This is a genomic window from Vibrio sp. 1159, from assembly GCF_033340395.1.
Classification (GTDB): Bacteria; Pseudomonadota; Gammaproteobacteria; order Enterobacterales; family Vibrionaceae; genus Vibrio; species Vibrio alginolyticus.
The window spans coordinates 183439-209907 of sequence record NZ_JAWOWL010000004.1 but is presented as its reverse complement, the minus strand read 5'-3'; the positions used below and the strand labels follow the sequence as shown (position 1 = coordinate 209907).

At 44.6% G+C, this 26469-nt stretch carries 24 protein-coding genes, 1 pseudogene and 1 other annotated feature; of the genes and pseudogenes, 20 read left to right on the top strand and 5 right to left on the bottom strand.

Going from position 1 to position 26469, the window contains the following annotated elements; genetic code table 11:
* Position 1: 1 nt before the first annotated feature.
* Complete coding sequence (gene yeiP / locus R7127_RS05795) at positions 2 to 568, top strand: elongation factor P-like protein YeiP (protein WP_005376801.1); 567 nt, start codon at positions 2 to 4, stop codon at positions 566 to 568.
* Between the two features lie 2 nt (positions 569 to 570).
* The gene (locus R7127_RS05790) at positions 571 to 891 is read left to right on the top strand and encodes an HI1450 family dsDNA-mimic protein (RefSeq protein ID WP_005376800.1); all 321 of its coding nucleotides are present in this window, start codon (positions 571 to 573) and stop codon (positions 889 to 891) included.
* Between the two features lie 187 nt (positions 892 to 1078).
* Here the strand turns inward: R7127_RS05790 and rluB are convergent, their stop codons facing one another.
* The gene (gene rluB / locus R7127_RS05785) at positions 1079 to 2017 is read right to left on the bottom strand and encodes a 23S rRNA pseudouridine(2605) synthase RluB (RefSeq protein WP_005376798.1); all 939 of its coding nucleotides are present in this window, start codon (positions 2015 to 2017) and stop codon (positions 1079 to 1081) included.
* A gap of 565 nt (positions 2018 to 2582) precedes the next feature.
* Here rluB and R7127_RS05780 point away from each other — a divergent pair.
* Positions 2583 to 3293: a calcium-binding protein gene (locus R7127_RS05780; protein ID WP_005376796.1), complete on the top strand. Its 711-nt coding sequence runs from the start codon at positions 2583 to 2585 to the stop codon at positions 3291 to 3293.
* A 91-nt stretch (positions 3294 to 3384) separates the two neighbouring features.
* Here the strand turns inward: R7127_RS05780 and R7127_RS05775 are convergent, their stop codons facing one another.
* Both R7127_RS05775 and rnm read right to left on the bottom strand, forming a co-directional pair.
* Positions 3385 to 4005: an L-threonylcarbamoyladenylate synthase gene (locus R7127_RS05775; protein ID WP_005376791.1), complete on the bottom strand. Its 621-nt coding sequence runs from the start codon at positions 4003 to 4005 to the stop codon at positions 3385 to 3387.
* A gap of 59 nt (positions 4006 to 4064) precedes the next feature.
* A complete protein-coding gene (gene rnm / locus R7127_RS05770) occupies positions 4065 to 4922 on the bottom strand; it encodes an RNase RNM (RefSeq protein WP_005386777.1) in 858 nt (285 codons plus the stop codon).
* Positions 4923 to 5017: 95 nt separating this feature from the next.
* On the opposite strand from rnm, the gene R7127_RS05765 reads away from it, so the two are divergent.
* The 8 genes from R7127_RS05765 (at position 5018) to R7127_RS05730 (ending at position 12964) form a co-directional block, all read left to right on the top strand.
* On the top strand, positions 5018 to 5143 hold the full coding sequence (locus R7127_RS05765) for a trp operon leader peptide (RefSeq protein WP_005376787.1): 126 nt from the start codon (positions 5018 to 5020) through the stop codon (positions 5141 to 5143).
* Positions 5090 to 5193: a sequence feature (Trp leader region), on the top strand. Its footprint overlaps the gene before it by 54 nt.
* A gap of 126 nt (positions 5194 to 5319) precedes the next feature.
* Positions 5320 to 6885, top strand: coding sequence for an anthranilate synthase component 1 (locus R7127_RS05760; RefSeq protein ID WP_033905669.1), 1566 nt, complete (start codon positions 5320 to 5322; stop codon positions 6883 to 6885).
* Positions 6886 to 6901: 16 nt separating this feature from the next.
* The gene (locus R7127_RS05755; RefSeq protein WP_064376489.1) at positions 6902 to 7510 is read left to right on the top strand and encodes an aminodeoxychorismate/anthranilate synthase component II; all 609 of its coding nucleotides are present in this window, start codon (positions 6902 to 6904) and stop codon (positions 7508 to 7510) included.
* Between the two features lie 37 nt (positions 7511 to 7547).
* Positions 7548 to 8558: an anthranilate phosphoribosyltransferase gene (gene trpD / locus R7127_RS05750; protein WP_262584534.1), complete on the top strand. Its 1011-nt coding sequence runs from the start codon at positions 7548 to 7550 to the stop codon at positions 8556 to 8558.
* Between the two features lie 13 nt (positions 8559 to 8571).
* On the top strand, positions 8572 to 10011 hold the full coding sequence (gene trpCF, locus R7127_RS05745; RefSeq protein WP_033905672.1) for a bifunctional indole-3-glycerol-phosphate synthase TrpC/phosphoribosylanthranilate isomerase TrpF: 1440 nt from the start codon (positions 8572 to 8574) through the stop codon (positions 10009 to 10011).
* 64 nt (positions 10012 to 10075) lie between these two features.
* Complete coding sequence (gene trpB, locus R7127_RS05740; protein ID WP_005445041.1) at positions 10076 to 11266, top strand: tryptophan synthase subunit beta; 1191 nt, start codon at positions 10076 to 10078, stop codon at positions 11264 to 11266.
* Complete coding sequence (gene trpA / locus R7127_RS05735; RefSeq protein ID WP_033905674.1) at positions 11266 to 12072, top strand: tryptophan synthase subunit alpha; 807 nt, start codon at positions 11266 to 11268, stop codon at positions 12070 to 12072. The genes trpB and trpA overlap by 1 nt, the downstream gene beginning before the upstream one ends.
* 196 nt (positions 12073 to 12268) lie before the next feature.
* Complete coding sequence (locus R7127_RS05730) at positions 12269 to 12964, top strand: Crp/Fnr family transcriptional regulator (RefSeq protein WP_033905676.1); 696 nt, start codon at positions 12269 to 12271, stop codon at positions 12962 to 12964.
* A 126-nt stretch (positions 12965 to 13090) separates the two neighbouring features.
* On the opposite strand, the pseudogene R7127_RS05725 reads toward R7127_RS05730, so the two are convergent.
* Positions 13091 to 14632 (bottom strand): annotated as a pseudogene (locus R7127_RS05725) (long-chain-fatty-acid--CoA ligase).
* A gap of 543 nt (positions 14633 to 15175) precedes the next feature.
* Between R7127_RS05725 and R7127_RS05720 the strand changes: the two are divergent.
* The 8 genes from R7127_RS05720 to R7127_RS05685 all read left to right on the top strand — a co-directional run bounded on the left by R7127_RS05720 (position 15176) and on the right by R7127_RS05685 (position 22854).
* Positions 15176 to 16435 (top strand): dicarboxylate/amino acid:cation symporter, encoded by a 1260-nt coding sequence (locus R7127_RS05720; protein WP_033905682.1) that lies wholly within the window; start codon positions 15176 to 15178, stop codon positions 16433 to 16435.
* Between the two features lie 156 nt (positions 16436 to 16591).
* Complete coding sequence (locus R7127_RS05715) at positions 16592 to 17776, top strand: acyl-homoserine-lactone synthase (protein ID WP_033905683.1); 1185 nt, start codon at positions 16592 to 16594, stop codon at positions 17774 to 17776.
* Complete coding sequence (locus R7127_RS05710; protein WP_033905685.1) at positions 17769 to 20309, top strand: hybrid sensor histidine kinase/response regulator; 2541 nt, start codon at positions 17769 to 17771, stop codon at positions 20307 to 20309. The genes R7127_RS05715 and R7127_RS05710 overlap by 8 nt, the downstream gene beginning before the upstream one ends.
* Positions 20310 to 20420: 111 nt before the next feature.
* On the top strand, positions 20421 to 20663 hold the full coding sequence (locus tag R7127_RS05705) for a hypothetical protein (protein ID WP_005376770.1): 243 nt from the start codon (positions 20421 to 20423) through the stop codon (positions 20661 to 20663).
* Positions 20664 to 20861: 198 nt separating this feature from the next.
* Entirely contained in the window at positions 20862 to 21425 is a 564-nt protein-coding gene (locus tag R7127_RS05700; RefSeq protein WP_033905687.1) for a septation protein A, read from the top strand.
* Positions 21426 to 21650: 225 nt separating this feature from the next.
* A complete protein-coding gene (yciA, locus tag R7127_RS05695; protein WP_005376768.1) occupies positions 21651 to 22046 on the top strand; it encodes an acyl-CoA thioester hydrolase YciA in 396 nt (131 codons plus the stop codon).
* 115 nt (positions 22047 to 22161) lie between these two features.
* Positions 22162 to 22458 (top strand): YciI family protein, encoded by a 297-nt coding sequence (locus R7127_RS05690; RefSeq protein WP_005386727.1) that lies wholly within the window; start codon positions 22162 to 22164, stop codon positions 22456 to 22458.
* A gap of 3 nt (positions 22459 to 22461) precedes the next feature.
* Entirely contained in the window at positions 22462 to 22854 is a 393-nt protein-coding gene (locus tag R7127_RS05685; protein WP_005386726.1) for a GspS/AspS pilotin family protein, read from the top strand.
* A 133-nt stretch (positions 22855 to 22987) separates the two neighbouring features.
* Here R7127_RS05685 and metE read toward each other — a convergent pair whose 3' ends face one another.
* The gene (gene metE / locus R7127_RS05680; protein WP_064376490.1) at positions 22988 to 25270 is read right to left on the bottom strand and encodes a 5-methyltetrahydropteroyltriglutamate--homocysteine S-methyltransferase; all 2283 of its coding nucleotides are present in this window, start codon (positions 25268 to 25270) and stop codon (positions 22988 to 22990) included.
* A gap of 281 nt (positions 25271 to 25551) precedes the next feature.
* Here metE and metR point away from each other — a divergent pair, with 281 nt between their 5' ends.
* Complete coding sequence (metR, locus tag R7127_RS05675; protein WP_005376763.1) at positions 25552 to 26463, top strand: HTH-type transcriptional regulator MetR; 912 nt, start codon at positions 25552 to 25554, stop codon at positions 26461 to 26463.
* Positions 26464 to 26469 lie beyond the last annotated feature (6 nt).

Sequence of the window (26469 nt, the reverse complement as noted above, 5' to 3'; positions counted from 1 at the left end):
AATGCCAAAGGCAAGTGAAATCAAAAAAGGCTTCGCAATCGAGTCTAATGGTAAAACTCTTCTAGTTAAAGACATCGAAGTAACGACTCCTGGCGGTCGTGGCGGCGCTAAAATCTACAAAATGCGTTGTACAGATCTAAACACGGGCGCACGTGTAGATGAGCGTTACAAGTCTGATGACGTTGTTGAAACGGTAGAAATGAACAAACGTGCAGTTGTGTACTCATACGCTGACGGCGATGAGCACATCTTCATGGATAACGAAGACTACTCACAATACACATTCAAGCACAATGAAGTTGAAGACGACATGCTGTTCATCAACGAAGATACACAAGGTATCCACATTATCCTTGTTAACGGTGCTGCAGTGGGTATTGAACTACCATCTTCTGTTGAGCTAGTGATTGAAGAAACTGACCCTTCAATCAAAGGTGCTTCTGCATCTGCTCGTACTAAACCAGCACGCTTCGCTTCAGGTCTTGTCATCCAGGTTCCTGAGTACATTGCAACTGGTGACCGAGTTATCATTAACACAGCTGAACGTAAATACATGAGCCGAGCATAAGCATGTCTGATTTGATTTCTTACGACGACGTCATCGACGCAGCGTACGACATTTTCCTTGAGATGGCTCCAGATAACCTAGAGCCTGCTGACGTGATTCTGTTTACTGCGCAATTTGAAGATCGTGGTGCCGCAGAACTTGTTGAAACCGGTGATGACTGGGTTGAACATGTTGGCTTCGAGATCGACAAAGAAGTATATGCAGAGGTTCGTATCGGCCTAGTAAATGAGGAAAATGACGTTCTTGATGACGTATTTGCTCGTATGCTAATCAGCCGAGACCCTGAACATAAGTTCTGCCATATGCTTTGGAAACGCGATTAACGTTTCTTCATCATGAACAAAGATACCAGCCTAGTGCTGGTATTTTTTTATCTGTTGTTTTCGTCTAGCTGAGATATTTGTTTATACAAAGCACCCTGCTCTATATCGGCTTTAGATCCTTTTGTTATGTAACAGATAAGAAAAAGGCTTGCCGAATTGGCAAGCCTTTCTGATGTTTTGCTATCGATTAACGATGCTTGTTGCGTGCGCCTTGGTCACCAGCAGTCTTCTTCGGCTTACGACGAGAAGGGTTGTTGCTGCGACCTTTTGGCGTGTTAACACGCTCTTCATGGCGCTTAACTGCGCGACGAATTTTTTGGCTGCGTGCACGCTCACGTTTGCGTGACGTGTTGTCTTTGTTCAGATCAAGCATGGTTTCTTTCTCTGGACGAAGCTCTACAAGCTCCCGCAAGTAGTTTACTTCTTTCAGGTCAAGCTCCATCCAACCGCCACGAGGCAGTTTCTTGTCTAAGAAGATGTCGCCGTAACGAACACGTTTCAGACGGCTAACGGTACACTCTTGCGATTCCCATAGTCGACGAACTTCGCGGTTACGACCTTCGTTGATAACAACGTAAAACGTGTGGTTCATGCCTTCACCACCCGCGTAAACAACATCTTCAAAGCGAGCTAAACCGTCTTCCAGTTCAACACCTTTTACTAGATTACGAACTTTCTGTTCAGTTACTTCACCGAACACACGTACTAGGTATTCACGTTCAACTTGGCGGCTTGGGTGCATTAAGCGGTTCGCCAGTTCACCATCCGTTGTGAAAAGTAGAAGACCAGAAGTGTTCGCATCCAGACGACCAACTGAAATCCAACGAGAGCCACGAATTTTTGGCAGACGATCAAAAACAGTACGACGACCTTCTGGATCGTGACGAGTACACAGTTCACCCTCAGGTTTGTAGTACGCAAGTACACGACAAATCACTTCTTCTTGAATCTTTGCAGAGACAATGTGACCATCGATACGAACTACGCTGCTCTCGTCTTCAAGTCTTTCACCAAGCTTAGCGACTACACCGTTCACGCTAACGCGACCAGATTTAATTAACGATTCAATCTCACGACGAGAACCGTGACCAGCACGTGCTAATACTTTTTGTAACTTTTCGCTCATTTATCTACCTATGTGTCGTCTTCACAGACGTCTAGACCAGGATTGGTCTGCATTTTGCTATTTACCCATTTCAGTGGGATTTTTCGGTCGGACATTATACGTAACTTTCTTAGTTAATGTAAGCTAAATCGGCGCCATTCTCCACACCAAAATTCACTTCAAAAATGACCGAAATATTTGTCCTATTCTGCAACTTTTTTACTACTTAATGCAGGCATTGATCAACGAGAATCCCACTAATATCGGTCTTCCTGAACCACTTTAACCACGCTGTACCTGATAAAATTGTCAGGGTTACAACAATAACCACTTGGGGTGTGTTTACTGTTCGTATTGCTAGAAAGCAACGAAGAATAAGCCGTCCCGGTTTGCTGCTAAGTAATACCAATCACCGCAGACAATGAGCGCTCATAGCAAAACAAGGTCGTGGGTAACAAGACAAAAATTGTCTTTAAGTCATTAGTTCACATCAAAAATAACACTAATGCTATCGTGTACTCTGACTCTCTAGGTTCGCTCTGCACTCTCGGCGATTGGCATAAATCAGACAAAAAGGAATAGAACAATGTCTATGCTAAATCTCGACCTAAATTGGATTTTTGGGACATCTCAAGATGACGATATGACAGGCACAAAAGGCTCTGAAACAACCGATATTTTCTTCGGCTTCTGTGGTGATGATAAGTTTGTAGGATACGGAGGTAATGATATTGTCTTCGGTGGCTGGGGAGATGATACCTTGCTTGGTGGCCGAGGTAACGACTTTGTTTCTGGCGGCTTTGGAAACGATTTCCTATCCGGAGGATTAGGAAACGACAAACTCTTTGGTGGCTGTGGCGACGACACAATTTTTGATTATTCAGGCAACAACTACTTGAGTGGTGGCTGGGGTAACGACACCCTCGTTGTTGGTGATGGTGAATCAGTACTGAGCGGTGGCTGTGGAGACGACACCTTCGTGCTTACAAACCGCCTGGCTATTGGTGTACCTGATCAGCCAGTATCTTCCAACGATATTGATGTCAAAGCCGACATTGTCGATTTTAATATTTTCCATGACAAACTTGTCTTTGATATGGGCCGAGACACTGATAACGATGGCATTCGAGATACGTTCTTGGATTCAGCGGATGATCTGACTTTATCTTACAATGAGTGTGGCTGGGCAGTATTCTCAAGTGATGAATACAATGTTGAAGTGACACTAAACGGTGTGAGCTCTGCATACATCAACTATGCAGAACAAAATGGTATCGACATTTTCGATTTTGCTTAACCTCAATCAGTTAAGTTCAATGAGATATTCGATATGACAACTAAAATAGGAGGCGCGATGCCTCCTATTTTGTTTGGCGGTGGTGCGTCTACTATTCGAATGGTGCAGGATCACCTGATCCCAAACGAACTACAACAGGTTCACCTTCGCTAAAGTCAATTACAGTCGTAGGTTGCTCACCTAGGTAACCGCCATTAAGAATCACATCAACCGCATGTTCTAGTTTATCTCGAATATCCTCTGGATCAGATTCTGTTACGTCACTGCCAGGTAGAATCAACGACGTAGACATCATCGGCTCACCTAATGCTTCCAACAAGTCCAAGGCAATTTGATTGTCTGGAACACGGATACCGATGGTCTTACGTTTTGCATTCATCAAACGACGCGGCACCTCTTTTGTGCCTTTGAAGATGAAGGTGTAAGGACCTGGTGTGTTATTTTTCAGCAGTCGGAATGCAGAGTTATCCACTCGCGCATAGAGAGAAAGCTCCGACAAATCACGACACAGCAAAGTAAAGTTATGCTTATCATCCAGACGACGAATCTGACAGATTCGTTCCAGTGCCTGTTTGTTCTCCAACTGACAGCCAAGTGCATACCCTGAATCAGTAGGGTAAACCACAACGCCGCCGTTACGAATGATTGCTACTGCTTGATTAATCAAGCGAGCCTGTGGGTTTTCTGGGTGAACGTAAAAAAACTGGCTCATTGTAATTCCTCATTATCGAGCCTCTCGGCTCTATATTTTTATGGGTTCTCGACTTCGTATTACTGAGTATTATTCAACGAAGGATCTATTCCCCAATCTTTCCAAACTGGTTCGACGCCAGCAGGCAACCATAGGTTCCTTCCTAGCTCCATCCACGGTGATGGGTAGTGAAAATCACTGCCTTGAGAGGCTAATAGTTTGTATTGTATAGCATAATCAGCCAAGTTGCGCCTTTCTTGTTGCGCTTGCTGTGGCTGTGCAACTTCCATCGCATCACCACCTGCTTCGACAAACGCTGCTAGAAGACGCTTAATCCACTTCGCTGTCAACTTATATCTGCCAGGATGCGCTAATACCGCCATTCCACCAGCCGCATGGATAGCATCAACCGCATCCTTCATCGAACACCAATTCGGTGGTACATAACCTGGGTTATTACGCGTCAGGTATTTTTTAAACACCATTTGCATGGTTTTTGCGTAACCATTATCTACCAACCATTTCGCGAAATGCGCTCTTGTCACTGGGGCATCACCGGCGATTTGCCTTACCTCTTCAAGCACACCTACTCGAGTTGCTTTTTGTAGTCGCTCTGCAATTAACTCAGATCGTGTTATGCGATGCTGCTTCTGCTGCTCTATGAGGGCAGATAATTGTTCATTTTCCGGATCAATATTCAGGCCGACAATATGAATGTCTTTGTTTTGCCAGACGGTCGATATCTCAATGCCATTGATGATTTTTATCGGCAAATTATTATCTTGAACGTATTGCTTAGCTAACGCCAAACCGTCAACCGTATCGTGATCAGTGATCGCCAAAACCTCGATATCAAAACTCAGCGCCCTTTCCACTAAATCTTTAGGTTCTAACCGACCGTCCGATGCAGTGGTGTGACTATGTAAATCAATTCTCATATTTTTATCGTTTTAATGCCGTTTTGGGGTTGACTTTTTACTCTCGCACTAGTTAACTAGTACACAAATACAAAGTACGTAATTTAAGGTTCACCATGTTACAAGAATTTAACCAAAACCAAAAAGCGAAAGTTGCGGTTTGTCTTAATAAGGCAAACTCATCAGATCTTGCTTGGTGGCGCACTTGGACTAGTTCTTGGTGGGCAAACGTATACTTCTAGTTTATAGAACCAAACGTTGTAAAGCCCGCTACTTAAGCGGGCTTTTTTGTTTTGTTGCTCATTTCACATTCAACTGCCTAAACATTAATCGAATATAGCCAACTCTAGATTGGGAGAACGTTTGCTTTATGCGACTATGTACGGCAGGAAGATTTAAACAGCTACAAGGAGGTCTTGTGAACAAGGCCATTGAAATTAAGAAACTTGGACAGCTTGAAGTGCTAACGGCTTCCGTCCCTTATACTCAAGACCCGACTCGCTTGTTCCACACACTATGTGAGAACAAAACTGACAGCCTATTGCTGGAATCTGCTGAGATCGATTCAAAGCAAAATTTAAAATCCCTGCTGATCGTAGATTCAGCGGTTCGCATTGTTTGCTTCGGCCATACCGTTAGCATGCACGCCTTGACCAATAACGGTAAAAACCTACTGTCTCACCTAAACCAGAACATCCGTGGTGACGTTGAGAGCAAGTTCGATGGCGAAACGCTAACTTTGCAGTTTAACCAGCCATGCGACACGTTAGATGAAGACTCTCGCCTACGTGAAGCCTCTTCTTTCGATGCGCTGCGTTTGGTTCAGCATAGTTTTGATATTTCACAGCAAGACAAACACGCAATTTTCCTTGGTGGTCTGTTTGCCTACGACTTAGTCGCAAACTTTGAGCCGCTTGGTAATGCCGAAGCAACAAATCAGTGTCCAGATTACGTTTTCTACGTCGCGGAAACACTACTTGTTGTCGACCATCAAACGGAATCTTGCCAGCTTCAAGCGACGTTGTTTGTTGATGGTTCAGAGAAAACAGCGTTAGAGACTCGTATTGCAGAAATTAGCGCCCAATGTGCAGCGCCAAAACTGTTGCCGAGTGCAGAGCAAATAACAGATGTAACGGTAGAACCTAGCGTGTCTGATGCAGACTTCTGCCAAACCGTTCGCGACTTAAAAGAGTTCGTAGTGAAAGGCGATGTATTCCAAGTTGTACCGTCTCGTAGATTCACTCTACCTTGTCCTTCTCCACTGGCTGCTTATAAAGAACTGAAACAAAGTAACCCAAGCCCTTACATGTTCTACATGCAAGATGAGCTGTTCACTCTGTTTGGCGCATCACCAGAAAGCGCGCTTAAGTATGAAACCGATACCAACCAAATTGAAATCTACCCAATCGCAGGCACTCGTCGCCGCGGTAAGCGCCCTAACGGCGAGATTGATTTCGACCTAGACAGCCGCATCGAACTTGAACTGCGCACCGACATGAAAGAAAACGCAGAACACATGATGTTGGTTGACTTGGCACGTAACGACGTCGCTCGTATTGCTCAAGCTGGTACTCGCCACGTAGCAGACCTTCTAAAAGTCGACCGCTACAGCCACGTAATGCACTTGGTGTCTCGTGTGGTTGGTCAACTGCGTGAAGACCTAGACGCGCTGCACGCATATCAAGCATGTATGAACATGGGTACGCTCACCGGCGCACCTAAGATTCGTGCCATGCAGTTGATTCGCGATGTAGAAGGCGCACGACGCGGTAGCTACGGCGGCGCTGTTGGCTACCTCACTGGTGAAGGCACACTCGACACCTGTATCGTGATCCGCTCAGCGTACGTTGAGAACGGCATTGCTCAAGTTCAAGCTGGTGCGGGCGTGGTGTTCGACTCTGATCCACAAGCGGAAGCAGACGAAACGCGCGGCAAAGCACAAGCGGTAATCTCTGCTATCCAAGCAGCTCATAAGTCACAATAAGGAATAGGGTTCAGAGATGGCTAATATCATTTTTATCGACAACTTTGACTCGTTCACCTACAACCTTGTGGATCAATTCCGCTCGCTAGGTCACTCGGTCAAGATTTACCGAAACAACATCCCAGCAGAAACCATCGAACAAGCGGTAAACGAGCTTGAAAACCCAGTGGTTCTGCTATCGCCAGGCCCTGGTGCTCCTTCAGAAGCAGGCTCAATGCCTGAGCTTATCCAACGCATGAAAGGCAAAGTGCCGATGATCGGCATTTGTCTTGGTCACCAAGCGATTGTTGAAGCGTACGGTGGCACCGTTGCTGGCGCGGGCGAAATCATTCACGGTAAGGTCTCTATGATGGAGCACCAAAACCATGCGATTTACCAAAATCTACCATCACCACTTGCAATTGCACGTTACCACTCGCTAGTTGCGACCAAGGTTCCTGAGAGCCTAACCATCACAGCAGAAGTGGATGACTTGGTAATGTCTGTTGTACATGAAGAAGATAAAGTTTGCGGGTTCCAGTTCCACCCGGAATCTATTATGACGACCTACGGAGCAACACTGTTGGCCAATGCCATTGAGTGGGCACTTGAAGAACAAGCTTCAGCGACCCCACTCACTGCTTAAAAAGCACTTGGCACATAAGAAATTTAGGAGAGGAAATATGGAAGCAATCATCAACCCTATTATTACCAAACTGTACGAGCAAGAATCGCTTACTCAGGAAGAGAGCCAACAGCTATTCGACATCATTATCCGTGGTGAACTAGACCCAAATTTGATGGCATCAGCACTGACTGCACTAAAACTCAAAGGCGAAACGCCAGACGAAATTGCAGGCGCGGCGAAAGCACTGCTGGCAAACGCAAATCCATTCCCTCGCCCAGATTACGATTTCGCAGATATCGTAGGTACTGGTGGTGACGGTCACAACACCATCAACATTTCAACCACTGCGGCGTTTGTTGCTGCAGCATGTGGTCTAAAAGTAGCGAAACACGGTAACCGCAGCGTTTCAAGCAAATCTGGTTCTTCTGATCTTCTTGATTCATTTGGTATCAACCTAGCTATGAGCGCAGAAGATACGCGCAAAGCGGTAGACGATATTGGTGTCGCTTTCCTATTTGCACCTCAATACCACGGTGGTGTGCGCCATGCGATGCCAGTGCGTCAAACTATGAAAACACGCACCATCTTTAACATTCTTGGCCCACTGATTAACCCTGCTCGTCCTAACATCGAATTGATGGGCGTTTACAGTGAAGAACTGGTTCGTCCTATCGCAGAAACCATGCTACAAATGGGTATGAAGCGCGCCGCTGTAGTACACGGCAGTGGCTTGGACGAAGTAGCAATTCACGGTGAAACAACCGTTGCCGAAATCAAAGACGGTAAGATCACAGAATACAAATTAACGCCTGCAGACTTCGGTCTAGAAGCGCACCCACTAGAAGCAATCAAAGGTGGCGATCCTGAAGAAAACAAAGCGATCATTACCAATATCCTGACGGGTAAAGGTACAGACGCACAGTTGGGTGCAGTGGCAGTAAACGTTGCTCTGCTAATGCGTCTATTCGGCCACGAAGATTTAAAAGCCAACACGCAACAAGCGATTGAGGCAATGAATTCAGGCAAGGCGTACCAATTGGTACAACAACTTGCCGCACACGCTTAAGGAATTGAAGAAGATGACTGACTTCAACACTCAGCAAGCTGACAACCTGTCTGAACACGTTTCTAAGAAAGAAGCAGAAATGGCAGAAGTACTGGCGAAAATTGTCCGCGACAAATATCAGTGGGTAGCAGACCGTAAGGTGTCTCAACCGCTAAGCACATTTAAGTCTGATTTGCTGCCATCGGACCGCAGCTTCTACGATGCTCTGAGTGGCGAAAAGACGGCCTTCATCACCGAATGTAAGAAGGCATCTCCTTCTAAAGGTTTGATTCGTGATCACTTCGACTTGGATTACATTGCATCGGTTTACAACAACCATGCTGATGCGATTTCAGTCCTAACAGACGAGAAGTACTTCCAAGGTAACTTTGACTTTCTTCCTCAAGTGCGTGGTCAAGTCAAACAACCGGTTCTGTGCAAAGACTTCATGGTAGATACCTACCAAGTTTACCTAGCGCGTCATTACAGTGCTGATGCCGTGCTACTTATGCTTTCTGTCCTTAATGACGAAGAGTACAAAGCGCTAGAGGAAGCAGCGCACAGCCTGAACATGGGTATCTTGACCGAAGTCAGCAACGAAGAAGAGCTTCATCGTGCAGTTAAGCTAGGCGCACGCGTTATCGGCATTAATAACCGTAACCTTCGCGATCTAAGTACCGATTTGAATCGTACTAAAGAACTGGCACCGACCATTCGTGAACTGGCTCCTAACGCAACAGTAATCTCAGAATCTGGCATTTATACACATCAACAAGTTCGTGATTTAGCGGAATACGCAGACGGCTTCTTGATTGGTAGTTCACTGATGGCGGAAGACAACCTTGAACTTGCAGTACGTAAAGTGACGTTAGGCGAAAACAAAGTCTGTGGCTTAACGCACCCAGATGACGCAGCGAAAGCGTACCAAGCTGGTGCGGTATTTGGTGGTCTGATTTTTGTCGAGAATTCGAAGCGTGCGGTCGACCTTGAAGGTGCGCGCTTAACCATGAGCGGTGCTCCACTTAACTACGTAGGCGTGTTCCAAAATCACGATATCGATTTTGTTGCTTCTGTCGTGACCTCTTTGGGTTTAAAAGCGGTGCAACTGCACGGTCAAGAAGACCAAGCTTACGTTAATCAGCTAAAAGCAGAGCTACCAGCATGTGTTGAAATCTGGAAAGCTTACGGTGTGACAGATGCGAAGCCAGAACTGCTTTCGGACAACATTGACCGTCACCTATTAGATGCACAAGTTGGCACTCAAACAGGTGGAACCGGACAAGTGTTCGACTGGTCACTGATCGGCGACCCAAGTCAAATTATGCTAGCGGGCGGACTGTCGCCAGAAAATGCTCAACAAGCAGCGACACTAGGTTGCTTGGGATTAGATTTAAACTCTGGTGTAGAAAGCGCACCAGGCAAAAAAGATTCACAGAAGTTGCTTGCGGCCTTCACCGCCATTCGCAACTACTAAAGCTGGACATCAGCTAAAAAATTTAAAGCTATTCGTAGCGAAAAATACGAGAAGGAATATAACGATGGCAAAACTGAATGCCTACTTTGGCGAATACGGCGGTCAGTACGTTCCGCAAATTCTAGTTCCAGCGCTGGAGCAACTAGAGCAAGCGTTTATCGACGCGCAAGAAGATCCAGAATTCCGCAGCGAATTCATGACGCTTCTTCAAGAGTATGCGGGTCGTCCAACGGCTTTGACTCTAACTCGTAACCTAACCAAAGGTACGAAAACCAAACTGTACCTAAAACGTGAAGACCTACTTCACGGTGGCGCGCACAAGACCAACCAAGTGTTAGGTCAAGCTCTGCTTGCAAAACGCATGGGTAAAAACGAAATCATCGCAGAAACGGGGGCAGGCCAACACGGTGTAGCAACTGCACTAGCGTGTGCACTACTTGGCCTTAAGTGTCGCGTTTACATGGGTGCAAAAGACGTTGAGCGTCAAAGCCCGAACGTATTCCGTATGAAGCTAATGGGCGCAGAAGTTATTCCTGTCCACTCGGGTTCAGCAACGCTTAAAGACGCATGTAACGAAGCGCTACGCGACTGGTCTGCAACTTATGAAGATGCGCATTACCTACTAGGTACAGCGGCAGGTCCTCACCCATTCCCAACGATCGTTCGTGATTTCCAGAGAATGATTGGTGAAGAAACGAAGAATCAGATTTTGGCACGTGAAGGTCGTCTTCCTGACGCGGTTATCGCATGTGTGGGCGGTGGTTCAAACGCTATCGGCATGTTTGCTGACTTCATCGAAGAAGAAAGCGTTCGCCTAATTGGTGTTGAGCCAGCAGGTAAAGGTATCGATACTGACCAGCACGGTGCACCACTTAAGCATGGTAAAACAGGCATCTTCTTCGGTATGAAAGCGCCATTGATGCAAGATCCAAACGGCCAAGTTGAAGAGTCTTACTCAGTATCTGCTGGTCTTGATTTCCCTTCAGTTGGTCCACAACACGCCCACCTAAACGCAATCGGCCGTGCTGAATACGACAACGTAACAGATGATGAGGCGCTAGAAGCATTCCAAGAGATTGCGCGTCACGAAGGTATCATCCCTGCTCTAGAATCTTCTCACGCACTGGCTCATGCACTGCGTATGGCTCGTGAGAACCCAGAAAAAGAGCAATTGTTGGTTGTTAACCTATCTGGTCGTGGTGATAAAGATATCTTCACTGTGCATGCCATCCTAGAAGAAAAAGGAGCAATCTAATGAGCCGTTATGAAAAGATGTTTGAGCGCCTAAACGAAAAGAACCAAGGCGCGTTTGTACCGTTCGTAACGGTTTGCGATCCAAACGCAGAGCAGTCTTACAAAATCATGGAAACACTGGTTGAGTCTGGCGCAGATGCCCTTGAACTTGGTATTCCATTTTCAGATCCGCTAGCCGATGGCCCAACCATCCAAGGCGCTAACATTCGCGCGTTAGATTCAGGTGCAACACCAGATATCTGCTTCGAGCAAATCGGTAAGATCCGAGCTAAGTACCCAGAGTTGCCTATTGGCCTTCTGATGTACGCGAACCTTGTTTACTCTCGTGGTATCGAGAACTTCTATGAGCGTTGTGCAAAAGCAGGCATCGATTCTGTTTTGATTGCAGACGTACCAACTAATGAAAGTGCTGAATTTGTTGCTGCTGCAGAAAAGTTTGGTATTCACCCAATCTTCATCGCACCACCAACGGCAAGTGATGAAACACTGAAGCAAGTATCAGAGTTGGGTGGCGGATACACTTACCTACTCTCTCGTGCAGGTGTTACTGGCGCAGAAACCAAAGCAAACATGCCTGTAGGTCATATGCTCGATAGACTGAACCAATTTGATGCACCACCAGCGCTACTTGGTTTTGGCATCTCTGAGCCTGCACAGGTGAAACAAGCACTAGAATCTGGTGCGGCTGGTGCAATTTCTGGTTCAGCCGTGGTAAAAATCATTGAAGCGAACGTTGAGCAGCCACAAATTATGCTCGACAAGCTAGGTGAATTCGTTTCTGTAATGAAAGCTGCCACTCAAAAATAATTTCAGTTTGATATGACACAACAACGCCCGCTTAACATTATGTTTAGTGGGCGTTTTCTTACTATCGCGTTTATACCACGTCATTTTTTGTTCAACGCCCGCACTTTCCAAATCTATCTCAAGCAGAGCACTCAAAGAGTGTTAAGCTTGGGTAACTTAACTAACTCAATAAAGCAATGTGCAGTAAGGTTGCTACATGGAAGAAGTCAAAACACTGCTAGCCAAATGTCCTGTACTATCAGGGCTGCCAGATAAAGGGCTTAGTGAAGCAGCGCAAATGACTAAGGTTCGCTGCTTCGACGAAAAAGCACTGATTTGCAATAAAGGTGCGCTTCAATCTTCTCTTATGGTCATAGCTCAAGGTGCAGTGAGAGTGAACTCAATTAGTTCAAAAGGCAAAGAAGTCACACTGATGATTTTCGAAGCTGGTGGCTGGTTTGGAGACAATGTTTTTTCTCCCGGCATGCCTCGTATTTTTGGTGCGACCGCGCATTCGGACGTGACTGTAATGGAGCTTCCTGGAGATAAATTTCGCCAATTACTCGCCAAATACCCTCAAAGTTACCCCACTATACTCGACTTACTTAGCCGCCGCTTGTGGTCTGCTATTTCTGTTATCGAAGATGACGCGATTAGAGGAATTGAAGAACGAGTCGCCAAAAGGTTGCTGCTACTTGCTGAATACCAACTTAATCAAGCGATCGCTACTCGACCATGCGTTGTCAGGGTAACAAGAGAACATATCGCTAACATGATGGGGCTAACTCGTCAGAGCGTACACAAGATACTAAAACGATTAGAAAGTATTGGGATGCTAGAGCTAAACTATGGCTCAGTAACCATTACCAATCCGAAACGCTTAGAAGAATACTTTAAAGAACTCGAGCAATAGATCCATTCAACAAACGGTAAGTATTGTCTAACGATAGCTAAAAACCTTATGCATCTAATTGGTCAAGAGCACAACACCATTTGCACTTAGGCAAGTGGCGCTGTGACACAAAAACCATTGAATTGACTAAGCTATATTCAATTCAGATTTCAACTCACGTTTCAAAATCTTTCCTGTCGCACTCATCGGGAGGTGTTCACGAATTTCGACATAACGAGGATATTTAAACGAGGCTAATTGCTCTTTACCCCACTTTTGTAATGAATCGGCGTCAATGTATTCTTTTGGTTTAAGTACAACGTAGGCTTTTATCTCTTCGCCATACTCTTCATTTGGAATCCCTATCACCGCGACCATTGAAACGGCAGGATGAGTCATGAAAACTTCTTCAATTTCTCTGGGATAAACATTAAATCCACCTCGAATGATCAGATCTTTCATTCTATCGACAATAAATAAATTACCTGAACTGTCAAAGCGGCCCACATCACCAGTATGGAACCAACCATTTTGTAGCGCAGATTCAGTAACTTCTGGGCGGTCAAGATATCCCTTCATAACATTATGACCACGCACAACAATCTCACCTTCTTCGCCTATCGGTAGTGCATTGCCTTCAATGTCGATAACTCTTACTTCGACGCCTTGAACCGGTTGACCTACCGAGCCTGGTATTCGCTCCTGATCTAAATGATTAAAACATGCAATAGGACTTGTCTCCGACAACCCGTATCCTTCTAAGATCGGCACATTAAATGTTTCTTCAAAGGTTCGAAAGATTTCGGTTGGCAATGACGCACCACCGCTTACTGCAACACGCAATGACGAGGTATCAAATTGATGCTGCACATGAAGCAGACCGATGTACATCGTTGGCACACCAGCAAATATCGTCACCCTATGTTTTTCCACCAGCTCAAGAACATGTTTAGGCTCAAACCTAGGCACTAACACCAATGTTGCCCCGCCCAAAACACTAGCATTTAAGTGGACGGTTTGACCAAATGTATGAAATAAAGGCAAAGTTACTAAGTGAATATCATCGGCCTAGCTGCCCATAATGTTTTGTGCCACCAGAGCGTTCATTATGATGTTCTGCTGAGTCAGTTCAGCGCCTTTTGGTAAGCCTGTCGTCCCTGATGTATACAAAATCACACATGTATCATCCGCATTACGCGGTATATAATCCGGCAACGGTTGGACATCGGCTATAAACGCATTGAGAGTTATTACACCATTCCAATAGCTTTCATCTTGAGATTGAGTCAATACGACTATGCCTTCGCATGTATCGACTTGTTCAAAGGCTTTGACACCCTCTTTTGCCATTGGCAGTTCTTTCGTCCCTTCAAAGCAGAAATAAAACTTCGCTTTTGAATCTTCTAAGTGATACTTAATTTCTCGCGCTTTCAAAAGCACATTTAATGGGACTGCAACCGCGCCAGCTTTTTGTATTGCATAATAAACAAACGCGAAAAAAGGAATGTTTGGGCATGAAATCGCAACGCGGTCACCTGGCTTTACGCCTTTATTGATTAAAGACGCTGCGATCTTGCCAGCGATCGCATCAAATTGCGCATAATTTATCTTTTCAGCGCCACATATCAACGCCGTTTTATCTGGTTTACTCGCAGCATTTCTTTGTAACGCAGCAGCAAGATTCATCATAGTCTCTTCACCTCTTACTTGTCTTTCTCGTCTAATCAGCTCAGGAGCATTAACTAAGCAAGTTATCCCTAACACTGGATCGTCAGCATTTGATTCTCACCAGTCATTATCATTTAACATTATGTTTACAACGCAATTAGAGCCAAGAATGTAAAGCAATTAACATTTCAGAACGCAAATTAATAAAAGTGTGAGCTTGAAAGAGATGAATTGTTATAAATATCACCCCAAGTCACTAAAAACTCTGACTGCAATAGCAAATACAAAAGCGGTTAAAATTAACAAAAAGAAAACAAATAAAGAAAAATAAACTTGAACAATCCTAAGCGCGACCCTTATAAGAAAAATCAATAGCAAACGTTTGCTATTGAACAAAACTTTATCGTTCGTCAATAAAATATCGATTAATCCATCAATAATACCTTGCTGCATATTGCCAATTGTAAATGATAAGTGTAAAAAGCAAGGCGAGATAATTATCCGTAAATCCATTTATGGTTAGTGGGTAATTTTAGGATTTTACATTTTATTAGCACAGAGGTTATGGAAGTGTTAAAAGAAAAGAGTTTGCTAAACAACATTGGCGTACAAGTCGTAATCGCCATGATCGTGGGCACAGCCGTTGGTGCCATGATGGGTCATGATGCGACAGTGTTCGCTCCTTTAGGTGCTATCTTTATCAACTTAATCAAAATGTTGGTTATTCCTTTGGTCGCTGTAGCCTTGATTTCTGGTGCCGCTGGTCTTGGGAACAGCCAGTCAGCAGGTAAAGTTGGCATCGTCACTCTAGGTTATTTTGGTTTAACATCCGCCCTAGCCGTTGCGCTTGCACTATTTATGGGTGAAGTATTCCAACCAGGCATGGGTATCGACGTCTCTGGCGTTGAAGGCATGTTCTCAGCAGAATACGCTTCAAAAGGTGAACTACCTACTTTCTGGGCAACCATCACGGGTATGATCCCAACCAACGTCTTCCAATCACTAAATGAAGCAAACATCCTACAGATCCTCGTTTTCTGTATGTTCTTTGGTATTGCGATTTCTAAGCAAACAAAAGAACGTCGTGAACCAATCATCAATGGTGTTAACTGCATCGTTGACGCAATGGTTTGGATGATCAACAAAGTAATGATCATTGCACCTATCGGTGTATTTGGTCTGATGGCAGAAGCCGTCGGTACGTTCGGTTTTGGTGCGCTAATGGTGGTGTTTAAACTGTTCGTTGTTTACGTTGCCGCCATCCTAATCTTCGGTTTCGTTGTTTACCCAGCAATGGTGCATGTTTTCACGAAGACATCTGCGAAGAAATTCCTGTCTTCAATGAAGAAACCGCAAGCAGTTGCGCTTTCAACAGCGTCTTCTATGGCAACACTGCCTGTTACAATGGACACCTGTGAAAAAGAGCTGGGCGTAAAAAATTCAACTGCATCATTTGTTCTGCCTCTAGGCGCAACGATCAACATGTCAGGTAATGCGATTTACTATGGCTTGGTTGCTATCTTCTTTGCTCAACTGTTCAATATCGATCTAGGCATGGGCGCTTACATTGCAATTATCGTAACGTCTACATTGGGTGCGGTTGGTCAAGCGGGTGTTCCTGGCCCTTCTTTCCTAGTGGTTGCCGTGCTTCTTGCCGCTGGCATTCCAATTGAAGGTCTACCGCTGCTATTCGCTCTTGACCGTATTTTCGATATGATTCGTACAGCACTGAACATCACAGGTGATGCTGCATGTGCAGTTATCGTTGATGCGCTAATTGAAGAAGAAACGGCAGAAGCTGAGCTAAAAAAGCAAGAAGCCTAACCCTTTCTTGAATAGACCAAAAACCGCTCATAATGAGCGGTTTTTTTGTCTTTTCTTGCATTACGTAACTATACAAATAGAAACCGATGGCATAAATTTTTCAAAATGATATAAACCATTACAAAATATAACAAAACGTTAGAGCTAGGTTATATCATGAGTCTTGAGCAATCTTTGGACTATCTCACCAAAACAAATTTGCCGATCGAATCAAAGCAGCAGGCCTTGGTTGACTCAGTTATTCTTACCCTAACGAAACAAAAACGAGATGCTCTTTTTCAACAGGTTGCTCTGTATCGAATAAAACTGCTTAAATCTCTCTTTCCTAAACACGCATCAAAAAGTCTTTCTGCACTATTTGAGTTAATGGATTATCGAGATTTAGTGCAACAGTATCCGACAGGTTTCTCCAAAGAGATTCGTTTACTTGAACAACTTGCCGCAGATTGTTACCCGCATTGGATGGTTTTCTGGTGTCAATGCGAGATCGAAGCAATCAAGCAAAAATATCCTTCAAACGAAGCTGCGATTCCTACTCCGCTTCCGTTTGACGACCACAGCTATACTAGCGTGTTAATTGAAGATATCGCAGATTGCGATCTTGAGGTAATGCTGCCAAATCATGCTGCGTTAATGCCGATTTCCGAAGCGATCACACTGAGTAATCTTGAGCTTTTCGTCCAAGCTGAACAGTGGTTTGAAATCTTGCCTCTTTTATCACTCTCGCAAAAAGGGCAGCACTTTGCGCTCTTGCTCAAATCGTCATCTTCACCAATCATGGTCTCCTCCGCTATAGTGCAAGGCTGGCATCAACGAAATAACTGGCTCAGTTACTCACCACAGTTTAGTAACGAACAATGGCAGTTTTGCTTTCCTAATCATGGGTACAGTGTTCTCTATCAACTGGGTATTTTGGAGTGTCGTGCTCTAACTCCTGAGCACACTCTTGTTGGGTTTGATGCTCAGTTTCAATCTCATGTAAAGAACACTGAAGCGGTTTGCGAAGTACTGCGTCTTACGGTGGGAGGCAACATTCAACAAAAGCTGTATTTTTTGTATCTGGCGCAAAAAACTATGATGAGCGAGCTCTATAAAGCAGGCTATAAGCTCGGCTTTACCATTATTGAGCAAGTATTTATGTTAAATTTCTATCAATCTATTGATTTAAGTGCCTACTTTCACTCAGGATACCGCGACATTAACGGTGACGGTACCAAGACATACCGCGGTTTCTGGAATTTAGGTATGATGGTTGAAGCATTTCAAGACATACAATTTCGCGACTACAAACATTGCGTACGAACAAAAAGAATGGATAAAAAGGTGAATGAGCATGCTTGATGTTCATTTGCACGGTCTCTTTTACCCAAAAGCAATGGCATTGTACGCGACTGTACTAATAGTATTCGCTTGGCTACTGTATTACTGCTATCGCCTAAAACAGAAGAGTGAATCAATCTTAGGCTCGCATCACGCGCCTTACATCGCTTATTCCAGCTGTATCATTGTTTGGATAAGCAGCAACGCCTATTTCCATACCGATTTATTGCCAGAATTAGGCTCTGTTGGTGGCATTTTTATGGCTAAGTTAGCGAACTTAGCGTCTTTTTTCGCCTTTGCGTTTGCATTCTATTTTTCTTGCCAGTTAACCGCAGATGTTAAAAAAACAGCGGTCAAAGTCTGGCAAAAAGTCGTCTTTGTCGCACTAGCAACGTATTCACTGTACATCAACTTAGTGCCGAATCTTACTGTCGAAAATGTCACCATTAGTGGTCCAAGCCAGTTCGTCATTGAATTTGGCCCACATACCTCATATTTTTTCATTAGTTTGCTAGCTTTCGTGGTACTAACGCTGCTTAACTTGATTGCCATGCGCGCGAACAGCAGCAAGCTCACGCTAGCAAAAAGCAACTATATGATCGCTGGCATTTTGGTATTCATGTTATCTACGGCAGTGATACACCTTGGAATGACGTATTTCCTTGGCGACTTCTCCCTAACTTGGTTACCACCAGCACTTTCAATCAGCGAAATGTTGTTTGTGGGCTATGCCCTACTTACCTCTCGCTTCTACAGCGCTAAATATCTCACGTACTTAACGGTAAGCGCGCTCTTAGTCTGCGCCATTTTTGTTCTGCCGCTAGGGGCGATATTTATTCCGATCTCTGAAGATAACCAATGGCTTGTTGCGGTACCTTTATGTGCGCTTATCGGTATCACTTGGCACTTGCTTTTTAAGCGAGTCAGTCGTTACGCTTCGTATTTTATTTATGGGAAACGACACACTCCCGTTCAGCAAATCCTTGGGTTAGAGGAAGAGTTTAAACGCTCAATAGATGATGCTATGCGTCAGTTGGCATCGTTACTTAACATACCAAACAACAAGCTACAGCTAGTCACTAGCAATTACACAGAAACGTTTTACGAAGAGTACCTGCCGTCAAGCAAGTCAGTTCTCGTGCTTGATGAGCTGTCTGAAGAAATTGATTATGCCTCCTCTTCTAAAGGGTCGATGAGAAAGCTCTACGAGCGCATGCGCTCAAGCAATACTGCGCTCGTTATGCCTCTCTTCGGTCGTGGAAAATCTGTTACTCACTTGCTGATTTCTTCACATAAAATAGATAATAAGCTGTTTTCTAATGAAGAAATCTCAGCTCTGCAAACGTTATTAGTTCGCATCCAGAGCACCATTGAAGCCGATAGAAAGGTACGCCAAAGCCGTGCGCTGGCTAACTCCATTGCACATGAAATGCGTAACCCTCTCGCTCAAGTACAATTACAATTTGAAGCTTTAAAACAGCATATAGAGTCAAACGCTTCACTGGATACGCTAAAAAGAGAAATTGATAAAGGTGAAGCCGCTATACAACGCGGTCGACAACTTATCGATATTATTTTACGAGAAGTTAGCGACAGCTCACCAGAGCATGAGCCTTTAGCTCTCACTTCCATACATAAAGCCATCGACCAAGCAGTAAGCCGTTATGGTTTTGAAAACGATCAAATAATAGAGAGAATTAACCTGCCACAGGCACACGATTTTGTCGCGAAGTTAAATGAGACCCTGTTTAACTTTGTCATTTTCAATTTGATTCGTAACGCTATCTACTATTTTGATTCTTATCCCGACAGTCAAATTGAGATTCGTACCCAGACGGGGGCTTACGAAAACATTCTGATCTTCCGAGATAGTGGGCCAGGTATAGATAGCAGTATCTTACACAAGATATTTGATGACTTTTTCTCGTATCAAAAAAGCGGAGGCAGTGGCTTAGGTTTGGGCTATTGCCAACGTGTTATACGCTCCTTCGGAGGACGAATAGAGTGCCAGTCTGAATTGAGCGAGTTCACAGAATTCTACTTGTATTTCCCAGTCGTACCAAACGCACCAAAACCAGAGACATTGAGAGCACCGGACTTTGATAGCTGGAAAGCAACTCCATCACATTCTGAAAATCATTCAGCTCAACACGTACAAGTATGTAAAGATGCACCAACAGTGCTCATTGTTGATGACAAAGAGGTGCAACGCACCTTGGTACAGATGTATTTAAAAAGATTGGGAGTCAACAGCTTACAAGCAAATAATGGAGCCTCTGCGGTAGAGCTATTCCACTCTCACAAGATTGATCTCGTTCTTATGGATGTCCAAATGCCGGTAATGAATGGATTTGACGCAAGCCAACGGATTAAGCAAATCACATCTTCCGTTCCAATCATTGCCTTATCTGGTGAGTCTGGAGCTAGAGAGTTGGAGCTAATTTCGAAACTCATGGATGACAGACTCGAAAAGCCCACCACGTTAAATGCTCTTCAAGTCGTCATCCAAAGATGGTTACAGAACGAGAATTTTGCACCTTCCAACACTTTTTAATCTGCAAATATAGAATTGGCACTAGATGTGCATTATTGGAGTAAATCGAATTATCCAGAAGGTCAAGCAGGCTACAAAAGAGTAGCGTATGAGCTTGATAAGGAGATCGCCATGTTACTTCATCGACATACATACTACGGCTTGATTCATCATGGAATCAAAACACTGTTACTTGATCGCTTAGGCCACTATACAGAAGAAGAGTATCATCAATATCTGAGCCTGATGACTGGTAAATCCACTTGCTTCACGATGTCTCTCGAAGAGCTAGAAGCAACGGTCGATAACTTACTGCGGGAAGGCTATTTGGAAGATGTAAAAACGCTTATTTCCCAATATCAACGTGTGGCTTAAGGTTTAAAATTCTCAACTTTATTGCCGCTTCACGCGGCAATTTTTGTTCCTTCCATTTGCTGTTTAGACATGGAAGACGCTTGCGGGCTGTACGATATACTAAGCGTTACTATTCTTACCCTAACTTCCTCAGTATTCACATCTTGTCAGATTCAGTTAGACTGTCTTCAATTCAATAATTAGGTAGATTTTGCCATCATGAAGCAGATCCTAGACTTTATACCACTCATCATTTTCTTCGCTTTATACAAGCTGTACGACATCTACGTGGCGACAGGTGCACTGATCGTAGCAACAGCCATTCAACTTGTCGTCACCTACGCGCTGTATAAGAAAGTCGAAAAGATGCAGCTAATAACATTTGTTATCGTCACTATCTTCGGCGGCATGACCCTTTTCTTCCACGACGACAATTTTATAAAGTGGAAAGTCACCATCATTTACGCGATTCTGGCGATTGGCTTAGCAGTGAGCCACGCATTGGGAAAATCAGCCATCAAAGGTATGCTAGGCAAGGAAATTACGTTACCTGACGCTGTTTGGGCAAAGATTAACTGGGCTTGGGTTGGCTTCTTCTCATTCTTCGCTGGCCTAAACATTTATATTGCTTACGAATTGCCGTTGGATGTTTGGGTTAACTTCAAAGTATTTGGAATGTTGATCGCGACATTTGCCTACATGATTGCGACTGGCTTTTACATTTATAAACACATGCCAAAAGAACAAAAAAATAACTCATCCGATGTGTCCACTGATGATTAAAAACTCAGTTTTGCTATAATCCGCGACTTCACAGCGACCTTAGGGTCGCTGTTTTGCTCCATGTATCAGTAAACCGCTCAAACAACGTACCGTTTTCAGACCATTCTTGCTGCTGTAAACCAACTTTCTCTGGTCCGGTATCTGCGGTTTTTTAAGGACCTTTGGTTCTAGGTATTTACTATGTTGGCGCTTAGTTTGAGCGCCTTTAAGATTTAGGATGTCACAATGAGTCAAGAAATTAGCTCTCCGAAAGGTCAAATGCTGCTTCGTACCCTTGCAATGCCTGCAGATACAAACGCCAATGGCGATATTTTTGGCGGTTGGATAATGTCTCAGCTCGACTTAGCGGGCGCGATTCTGGCAAAAGAGATCTCTTGTGGTCGCGTTGTCACCGTTTCGGTATCAAGCATTACGTTCAAAAAACCTGTTGGTGTGGGCGATGTCGTATGCTGCTACGGCGAATGCACTAAGATCGGCCGCACATCCATGAGTGTCGATTTGGAAGTATGGGTCAAACCCGTCAAAGCTCACGGTGTTGGCGAACGCTTCATGGTTTGTGATGCGACCTTCAACTACGTAGCCATTGACAGTGAAGGTAAACCACGTCCGGTTCAGAATTAGTCAACCTACAACGCTAACAGTTAGAAAGGATCTCACATTTTCTGTTGTTCACTTGTGAGAGACACAAAAAAGGCGTTAAATTAACACTTTACCCTACCAATTAAGGAACTATGCTATGTGGTATGTCATCTTTTCACAGGACGTTGAGAACTCGTTGGAAAAACGCATGAGCGTTCGCCCACAACACTTGGATCGCTTACAAAAGCTACAAGACGAAGGTCGCCTTCTTACAGCTGGTCCGATGCCTGCGATAGATTCTGACAATCCTGGAGAAGCTGGATTTACGGGCTCAACTGTCATCGCTGAATTCGCCTCTCTAGAGGATGCTAAAGCGTGGGCAGAAGCCGATCCTTATGTAGCGGCTGGTGTTTACGATCATGTAATCGTGAAACCGTTCAAAAAAGTGTTTTAATTTATGAAAAAATTACTGTGTCTTTTCTTGGTATTTGGTGCTCTGGCTGGCTGTTCATCAACCGATGATAATCAGCGCCAACTTGAGCTTATGGCATCAAACCGAGCAGGAGTCTTGTCTGCGGGCCTCCCTTTAGAGTACGGTCCACTGCAAATAATGCGTGTCTCATCCAACAAAAATGTTGTAGAGATGATGATGATTTATAACGATGGCGCACTCGGTGCAAAGCCGTTAAATCAAGTACTGAATACCAGTATCTATACCTACTGCAGCAACCCAGAAGTTCGCAAGCAAATTGATATGGGCTTGATGTATCGTATTAAGGTACGTAATTCTCGCGGTCAGTTGATGGCAGATGAGTTGGTTTCCGCACAGACTTGTACTCAGGTGAAGTAGCTACAGTAATTTTTGTTGCTTTCGGCATGAGACGATGATTCGCTATTATTGGATAATCTGAAAACGAAAGTTAACAATTAAGAATAGAAAAACGGAGACCACAGTCTCCGTTTTTATTTGCTGTAACGATGTGTTACGCCAGCTCAGCACGGAGCTTCTTCGCCGCTGAAACCAGATTTGCCAATGCGGCTTCTGTCTCCTTCCAGTTTCGTGTTTTCAGACCACAATCTGGGTTTACCCACAAACGTTGAGCCGGAATTTTTTCTGCCGCTTTCTTGATTAAACCTTCAATCCATTCTTCCGTAGGAATGTTTGGTGAGTGAATGTCATAAACACCAGGGCCAATTTCGTTCGGGTAATTGAACTCTTCAAATGCTTTCAGCAGCTCCATATTTGAGCGAGATGTTTCAATGGTAATGACGTCCGCATCGAGTGCCGCAACCGAATCAATGATTTCATTGAACTCGCTGTAACACATATGAGTGTGAATCTGAGTTTCTGGTTTTGCACTTGCCGCAGAGACCTTAAAGGCATTTACGGCCCATTCTAAGTACGCTTTGTGATCGCGTTTTTTGAGTGGTAAACCTTCTCGAATGGCTGGCTCATCAATTTGAATGATATTGATGCCTGCATCTTGCAGGTCAGACACCTCATCACGCAGTGCCAAAGCAAGTTGCTGCGCAATTTCTTGACGTGTGATGTCTTCACGTGGGAACGTCCAACACAAAATCGTAACTGGTCCAGTCAACATGCCTTTCATCTGTTTGCTGGTTAGCGATTGTGCGTACGTCGACCATTCAACTGTGATCGGTTTTTCACGTTCAATGTCAGCAACTACAATGGCAGGTTTCACACAGCGAGAACCATAACTCTGTACCCAACCAAATTTGGTCGTTTGAAAACCCGCCAAGTTCTCAGCGAAGTATTCCACCATGTCGTTACGCTCTGCTTCACCATGAACAAGCACATCTAGGTCGAGCGCCTCTTGACGTTTTACTGCGTCAGCAATATGTCCTTTAAGTGCTTGGATATATTCAGACTCAGATAATTGACCTGTACGATAAGCGCTGCGCTGCACCCGGATTTCACCCGTTTGAGGAAAAGAGCCGATTGTCGTTGTTGGCAACAAAGGCAAGCCCAATACTTCAGCTTGATGCGCAGCACGCTCTGCATAAGGTGCGCTGCGCTCGGCAAGTGACGCGGTAATGTTGTTTAAACGCGCTTGTACTTGAGGTTTATTCACATGTGTTGCTGTCTTGCGCGCTTTGATTGGCTGGCTATAGGTATCACAAGCGAGAATCGCATTTTGGTCACCATCGAGCGCTCGGCCAAGCAAGGCGACTTCTGCCACTTTTTGTTTTGCAAAGGCAAACCAACTTTTTACTTCTTCGCTCAGTTCTGTTTCCAGTTCTAAATCAACAGGGCTATGTAGCAGAGAACATGAACTGGCAACCCAAAGTTTGTCGCCCAGTTTCTCTTTGACTGGCTGTAGACGCTCGAGTTGGGCACTTAAATCCGAACGCCACACGTTACGACCGTTGACCACGCCAGCAGACAGCACCCACCCCTCCGGTAGTTTGGCAACCACGTCGTCAAGCTGCTGAGGCGCGGCAGATAAATCGATATGTAAACCATCCACTGGTAGCTTTACAATTTTGTCTAGCGTATCGCTTATAGAGTCAAAGTACGTCGTTAGCAGCACTTTTACATCGCTTCGAATCACTTGGTACGCTAGCTTGAACGCATCAGCCCATTTGCTTTCTAGCTCCAGTGACAAAATTGGCTCATCAATCTGAACCCACTCAACACCTTGACTTGCGAGCTTTGCCAAAATAGCTTGGTAAGCCGTAAGCAATCGTGGCAGTAGCGTCAGGCGATCGAACCCTTCTTCTACCTCTTTACCTAAGTAAAGATAACTGACTGGACCAAGCAAAACTGGCTTCACTTTATGCCCAGCTTGGGTTGCTTCGTTGACTTCTTCAAACAGTTGAGGCCAACTCACTTCAAATGTATCGTCCTTGCTAAATTCAGGTACGATGTAGTGGTAGTTTGTGTTGAACCATTTAGTCATATCCGATGCTGCAGCGCCCGCACAGCCGCAACCCGCTTGAGATTGACCGCGACCCACTTTGAATAGCGTATCCAAATCAGGGAAACCATCAGCGTGACGCTTTGGCACATGACCCAATAGCAACGTGGTCGTCAGTACATGATCATACCAAGCGAAGTCGCCAGCAGTGGCAAAACTCAAACCTGAATCCGTTTGTGTTTGCCAGTTTTTGGCGCGTAGATCTGCCCCAACCTTTTTAAGCTCAGCTTGATCAATTTCTCCTCGCCAGTATTTCTCCTGAGCGAATTTTAATTCTCTTTTTTCACCAATGCGTGGATAACCTAGTATGTGAGTCGTTGTCGCCATGTCCCTATTCCTTTCTCAATTTTGTTCAATTTGTTTGGATCAGAGCATCTTTCGGTAAAGAATAAGATGTCTGGATGGCTAAACTATCGCTCTCATCTGATATTAGAACAACGTCCATTTATTCAACTTGTTTATTAAAAAAATTCATCATGAAGCGACATGATTCGCAAATAAAAACAAAAAATAGACGTCTAGACGTTTACATATCCATTTTTTGTCGTTAAGTTATTTACACGATTGCTATTCTGTTCATAGCGAACAACAAAGGATGAAAGGAATTCATGATAGAGCTAAAACATTTGCGGACACTCACTTCGCTTCGAGACACTGGCTCTCTAACGGCGACAGCGACCGCTTTGCATCTCACTCAGTCGGCACTGTCTCATCAGATCAAAGATTTGGAGGCGCGAATTGGAGGGCAACTGTTCCTGAGAAAGACTCGTCCGGTGAAGTTCACTTCTGAGGGAGAAATCCTATTGCGTCTTGCAGAAGATATCCTTCCGAAACTCGCAAGAGCAGAAAATGATTTAGCGAGCTTGAAAGAGGACGTCAATGGCCGATTACATATGGCCATTGAATGTCACTCTTGCTTCCAATGGCTAATGCCTGCACTTAGGGAGTACCAACTTGCTTGGCCTAGCGTAACATTGGACTTTTCCTCTGGTTTTGGCTTTGAACCACTCCCAGCTCTATTGGCAGGCGAACTCGATCTCGTTATTACTTCCGATATCCAACCTCGATCCGAAGTCCACTACGAGCCTCTATTCGACTTTGAAATGCGTTTAATTACCGCAACCAACCACCCATTGGCGGAAAAAGAAATTATTGATCCGCAAGATCTCGCAGATCAAACCATGCTCTCTTATCCTGTTCAAAAACAACGGCTAGACGTCGTAAAACACTTTCTTCAGCCAGCAGGAATAGAACCTGCGAAATGGAAGCAAGCCGACAACACTCTCATGTTAGTTCAGATGGTCTCTGCTGGATTGGGGGTGGCCGCACTACCCAATTGGGCGATTTCTGAATTTTCTCGCCAAGGTCTTATTACCAGTAAACCTTTCGGCCAAGGCTTATGGCGTCGCTTGTTTGCTGCAACGCGTCACTCAGAGAAAGAAAAGCGTTACTTACAAGCTTTTTTCGCAACCGCGAGGCTACAATGTAAAAGCCACCTTGACGGAATCAAGGTGGCTTAAAAGATT

What these genes read in the sequence shown, in the direction of transcription:
- rluB (WP_005376798.1), bottom strand. Translation starts at nt 2,017, where the DNA reads ATGAGCGAAAAGTTACAAAAAGTATTAGCACGTGCTGGTCACGGTTCT.
- trpA (WP_033905674.1), top strand. Translation starts at nt 11,266, where the DNA reads ATGAGCCGTTATGAAAAGATGTTTGAGCGCCTAAACGAAAAGAACCAA.
- metR (WP_005376763.1), top strand. Translation starts at nt 25,552, where the DNA reads ATGATAGAGCTAAAACATTTGCGGACACTCACTTCGCTTCGAGACACT.
- R7127_RS05720 (WP_033905682.1), top strand. Translation starts at nt 15,176, where the DNA reads ATGGAAGTGTTAAAAGAAAAGAGTTTGCTAAACAACATTGGCGTACAA.
- yciA (WP_005376768.1), top strand. Translation starts at nt 21,651, where the DNA reads ATGAGTCAAGAAATTAGCTCTCCGAAAGGTCAAATGCTGCTTCGTACC.
- yeiP (WP_005376801.1), top strand. Translation starts at nt 2, where the DNA reads ATGCCAAAGGCAAGTGAAATCAAAAAAGGCTTCGCAATCGAGTCTAAT.
- R7127_RS05690 (WP_005386727.1), top strand. Translation starts at nt 22,162, where the DNA reads ATGTGGTATGTCATCTTTTCACAGGACGTTGAGAACTCGTTGGAAAAA.
- R7127_RS05710 (WP_033905685.1), top strand. Translation starts at nt 17,769, where the DNA reads ATGCTTGATGTTCATTTGCACGGTCTCTTTTACCCAAAAGCAATGGCA.
- R7127_RS05780 (WP_005376796.1), top strand. Translation starts at nt 2,583, where the DNA reads ATGTCTATGCTAAATCTCGACCTAAATTGGATTTTTGGGACATCTCAA.
- metE (WP_064376490.1), bottom strand. Translation starts at nt 25,270, where the DNA reads ATGGCGACAACGACTCACATACTAGGTTATCCACGCATTGGTGAAAAA.
- R7127_RS05705 (WP_005376770.1), top strand. Translation starts at nt 20,421, where the DNA reads ATGTTACTTCATCGACATACATACTACGGCTTGATTCATCATGGAATC.
- R7127_RS05715 (WP_033905683.1), top strand. Translation starts at nt 16,592, where the DNA reads ATGAGTCTTGAGCAATCTTTGGACTATCTCACCAAAACAAATTTGCCG.
- R7127_RS05685 (WP_005386726.1), top strand. Translation starts at nt 22,462, where the DNA reads ATGAAAAAATTACTGTGTCTTTTCTTGGTATTTGGTGCTCTGGCTGGC.
- R7127_RS05775 (WP_005376791.1), bottom strand. Translation starts at nt 4,005, where the DNA reads ATGAGCCAGTTTTTTTACGTTCACCCAGAAAACCCACAGGCTCGCTTG.
- rnm (WP_005386777.1), bottom strand. Translation starts at nt 4,922, where the DNA reads ATGAGAATTGATTTACATAGTCACACCACTGCATCGGACGGTCGGTTA.
- R7127_RS05765 (WP_005376787.1), top strand. Translation starts at nt 5,018, where the DNA reads ATGTTACAAGAATTTAACCAAAACCAAAAAGCGAAAGTTGCGGTTTGT.
- R7127_RS05700 (WP_033905687.1), top strand. Translation starts at nt 20,862, where the DNA reads ATGAAGCAGATCCTAGACTTTATACCACTCATCATTTTCTTCGCTTTA.
- trpCF (WP_033905672.1), top strand. Translation starts at nt 8,572, where the DNA reads ATGACTGACTTCAACACTCAGCAAGCTGACAACCTGTCTGAACACGTT.
- R7127_RS05730 (WP_033905676.1), top strand. Translation starts at nt 12,269, where the DNA reads ATGGAAGAAGTCAAAACACTGCTAGCCAAATGTCCTGTACTATCAGGG.
- R7127_RS05790 (WP_005376800.1), top strand. Translation starts at nt 571, where the DNA reads ATGTCTGATTTGATTTCTTACGACGACGTCATCGACGCAGCGTACGAC.
- trpB (WP_005445041.1), top strand. Translation starts at nt 10,076, where the DNA reads ATGGCAAAACTGAATGCCTACTTTGGCGAATACGGCGGTCAGTACGTT.
- trpD (WP_262584534.1), top strand. Translation starts at nt 7,548, where the DNA reads ATGGAAGCAATCATCAACCCTATTATTACCAAACTGTACGAGCAAGAA.
- R7127_RS05755 (WP_064376489.1), top strand. Translation starts at nt 6,902, where the DNA reads ATGGCTAATATCATTTTTATCGACAACTTTGACTCGTTCACCTACAAC.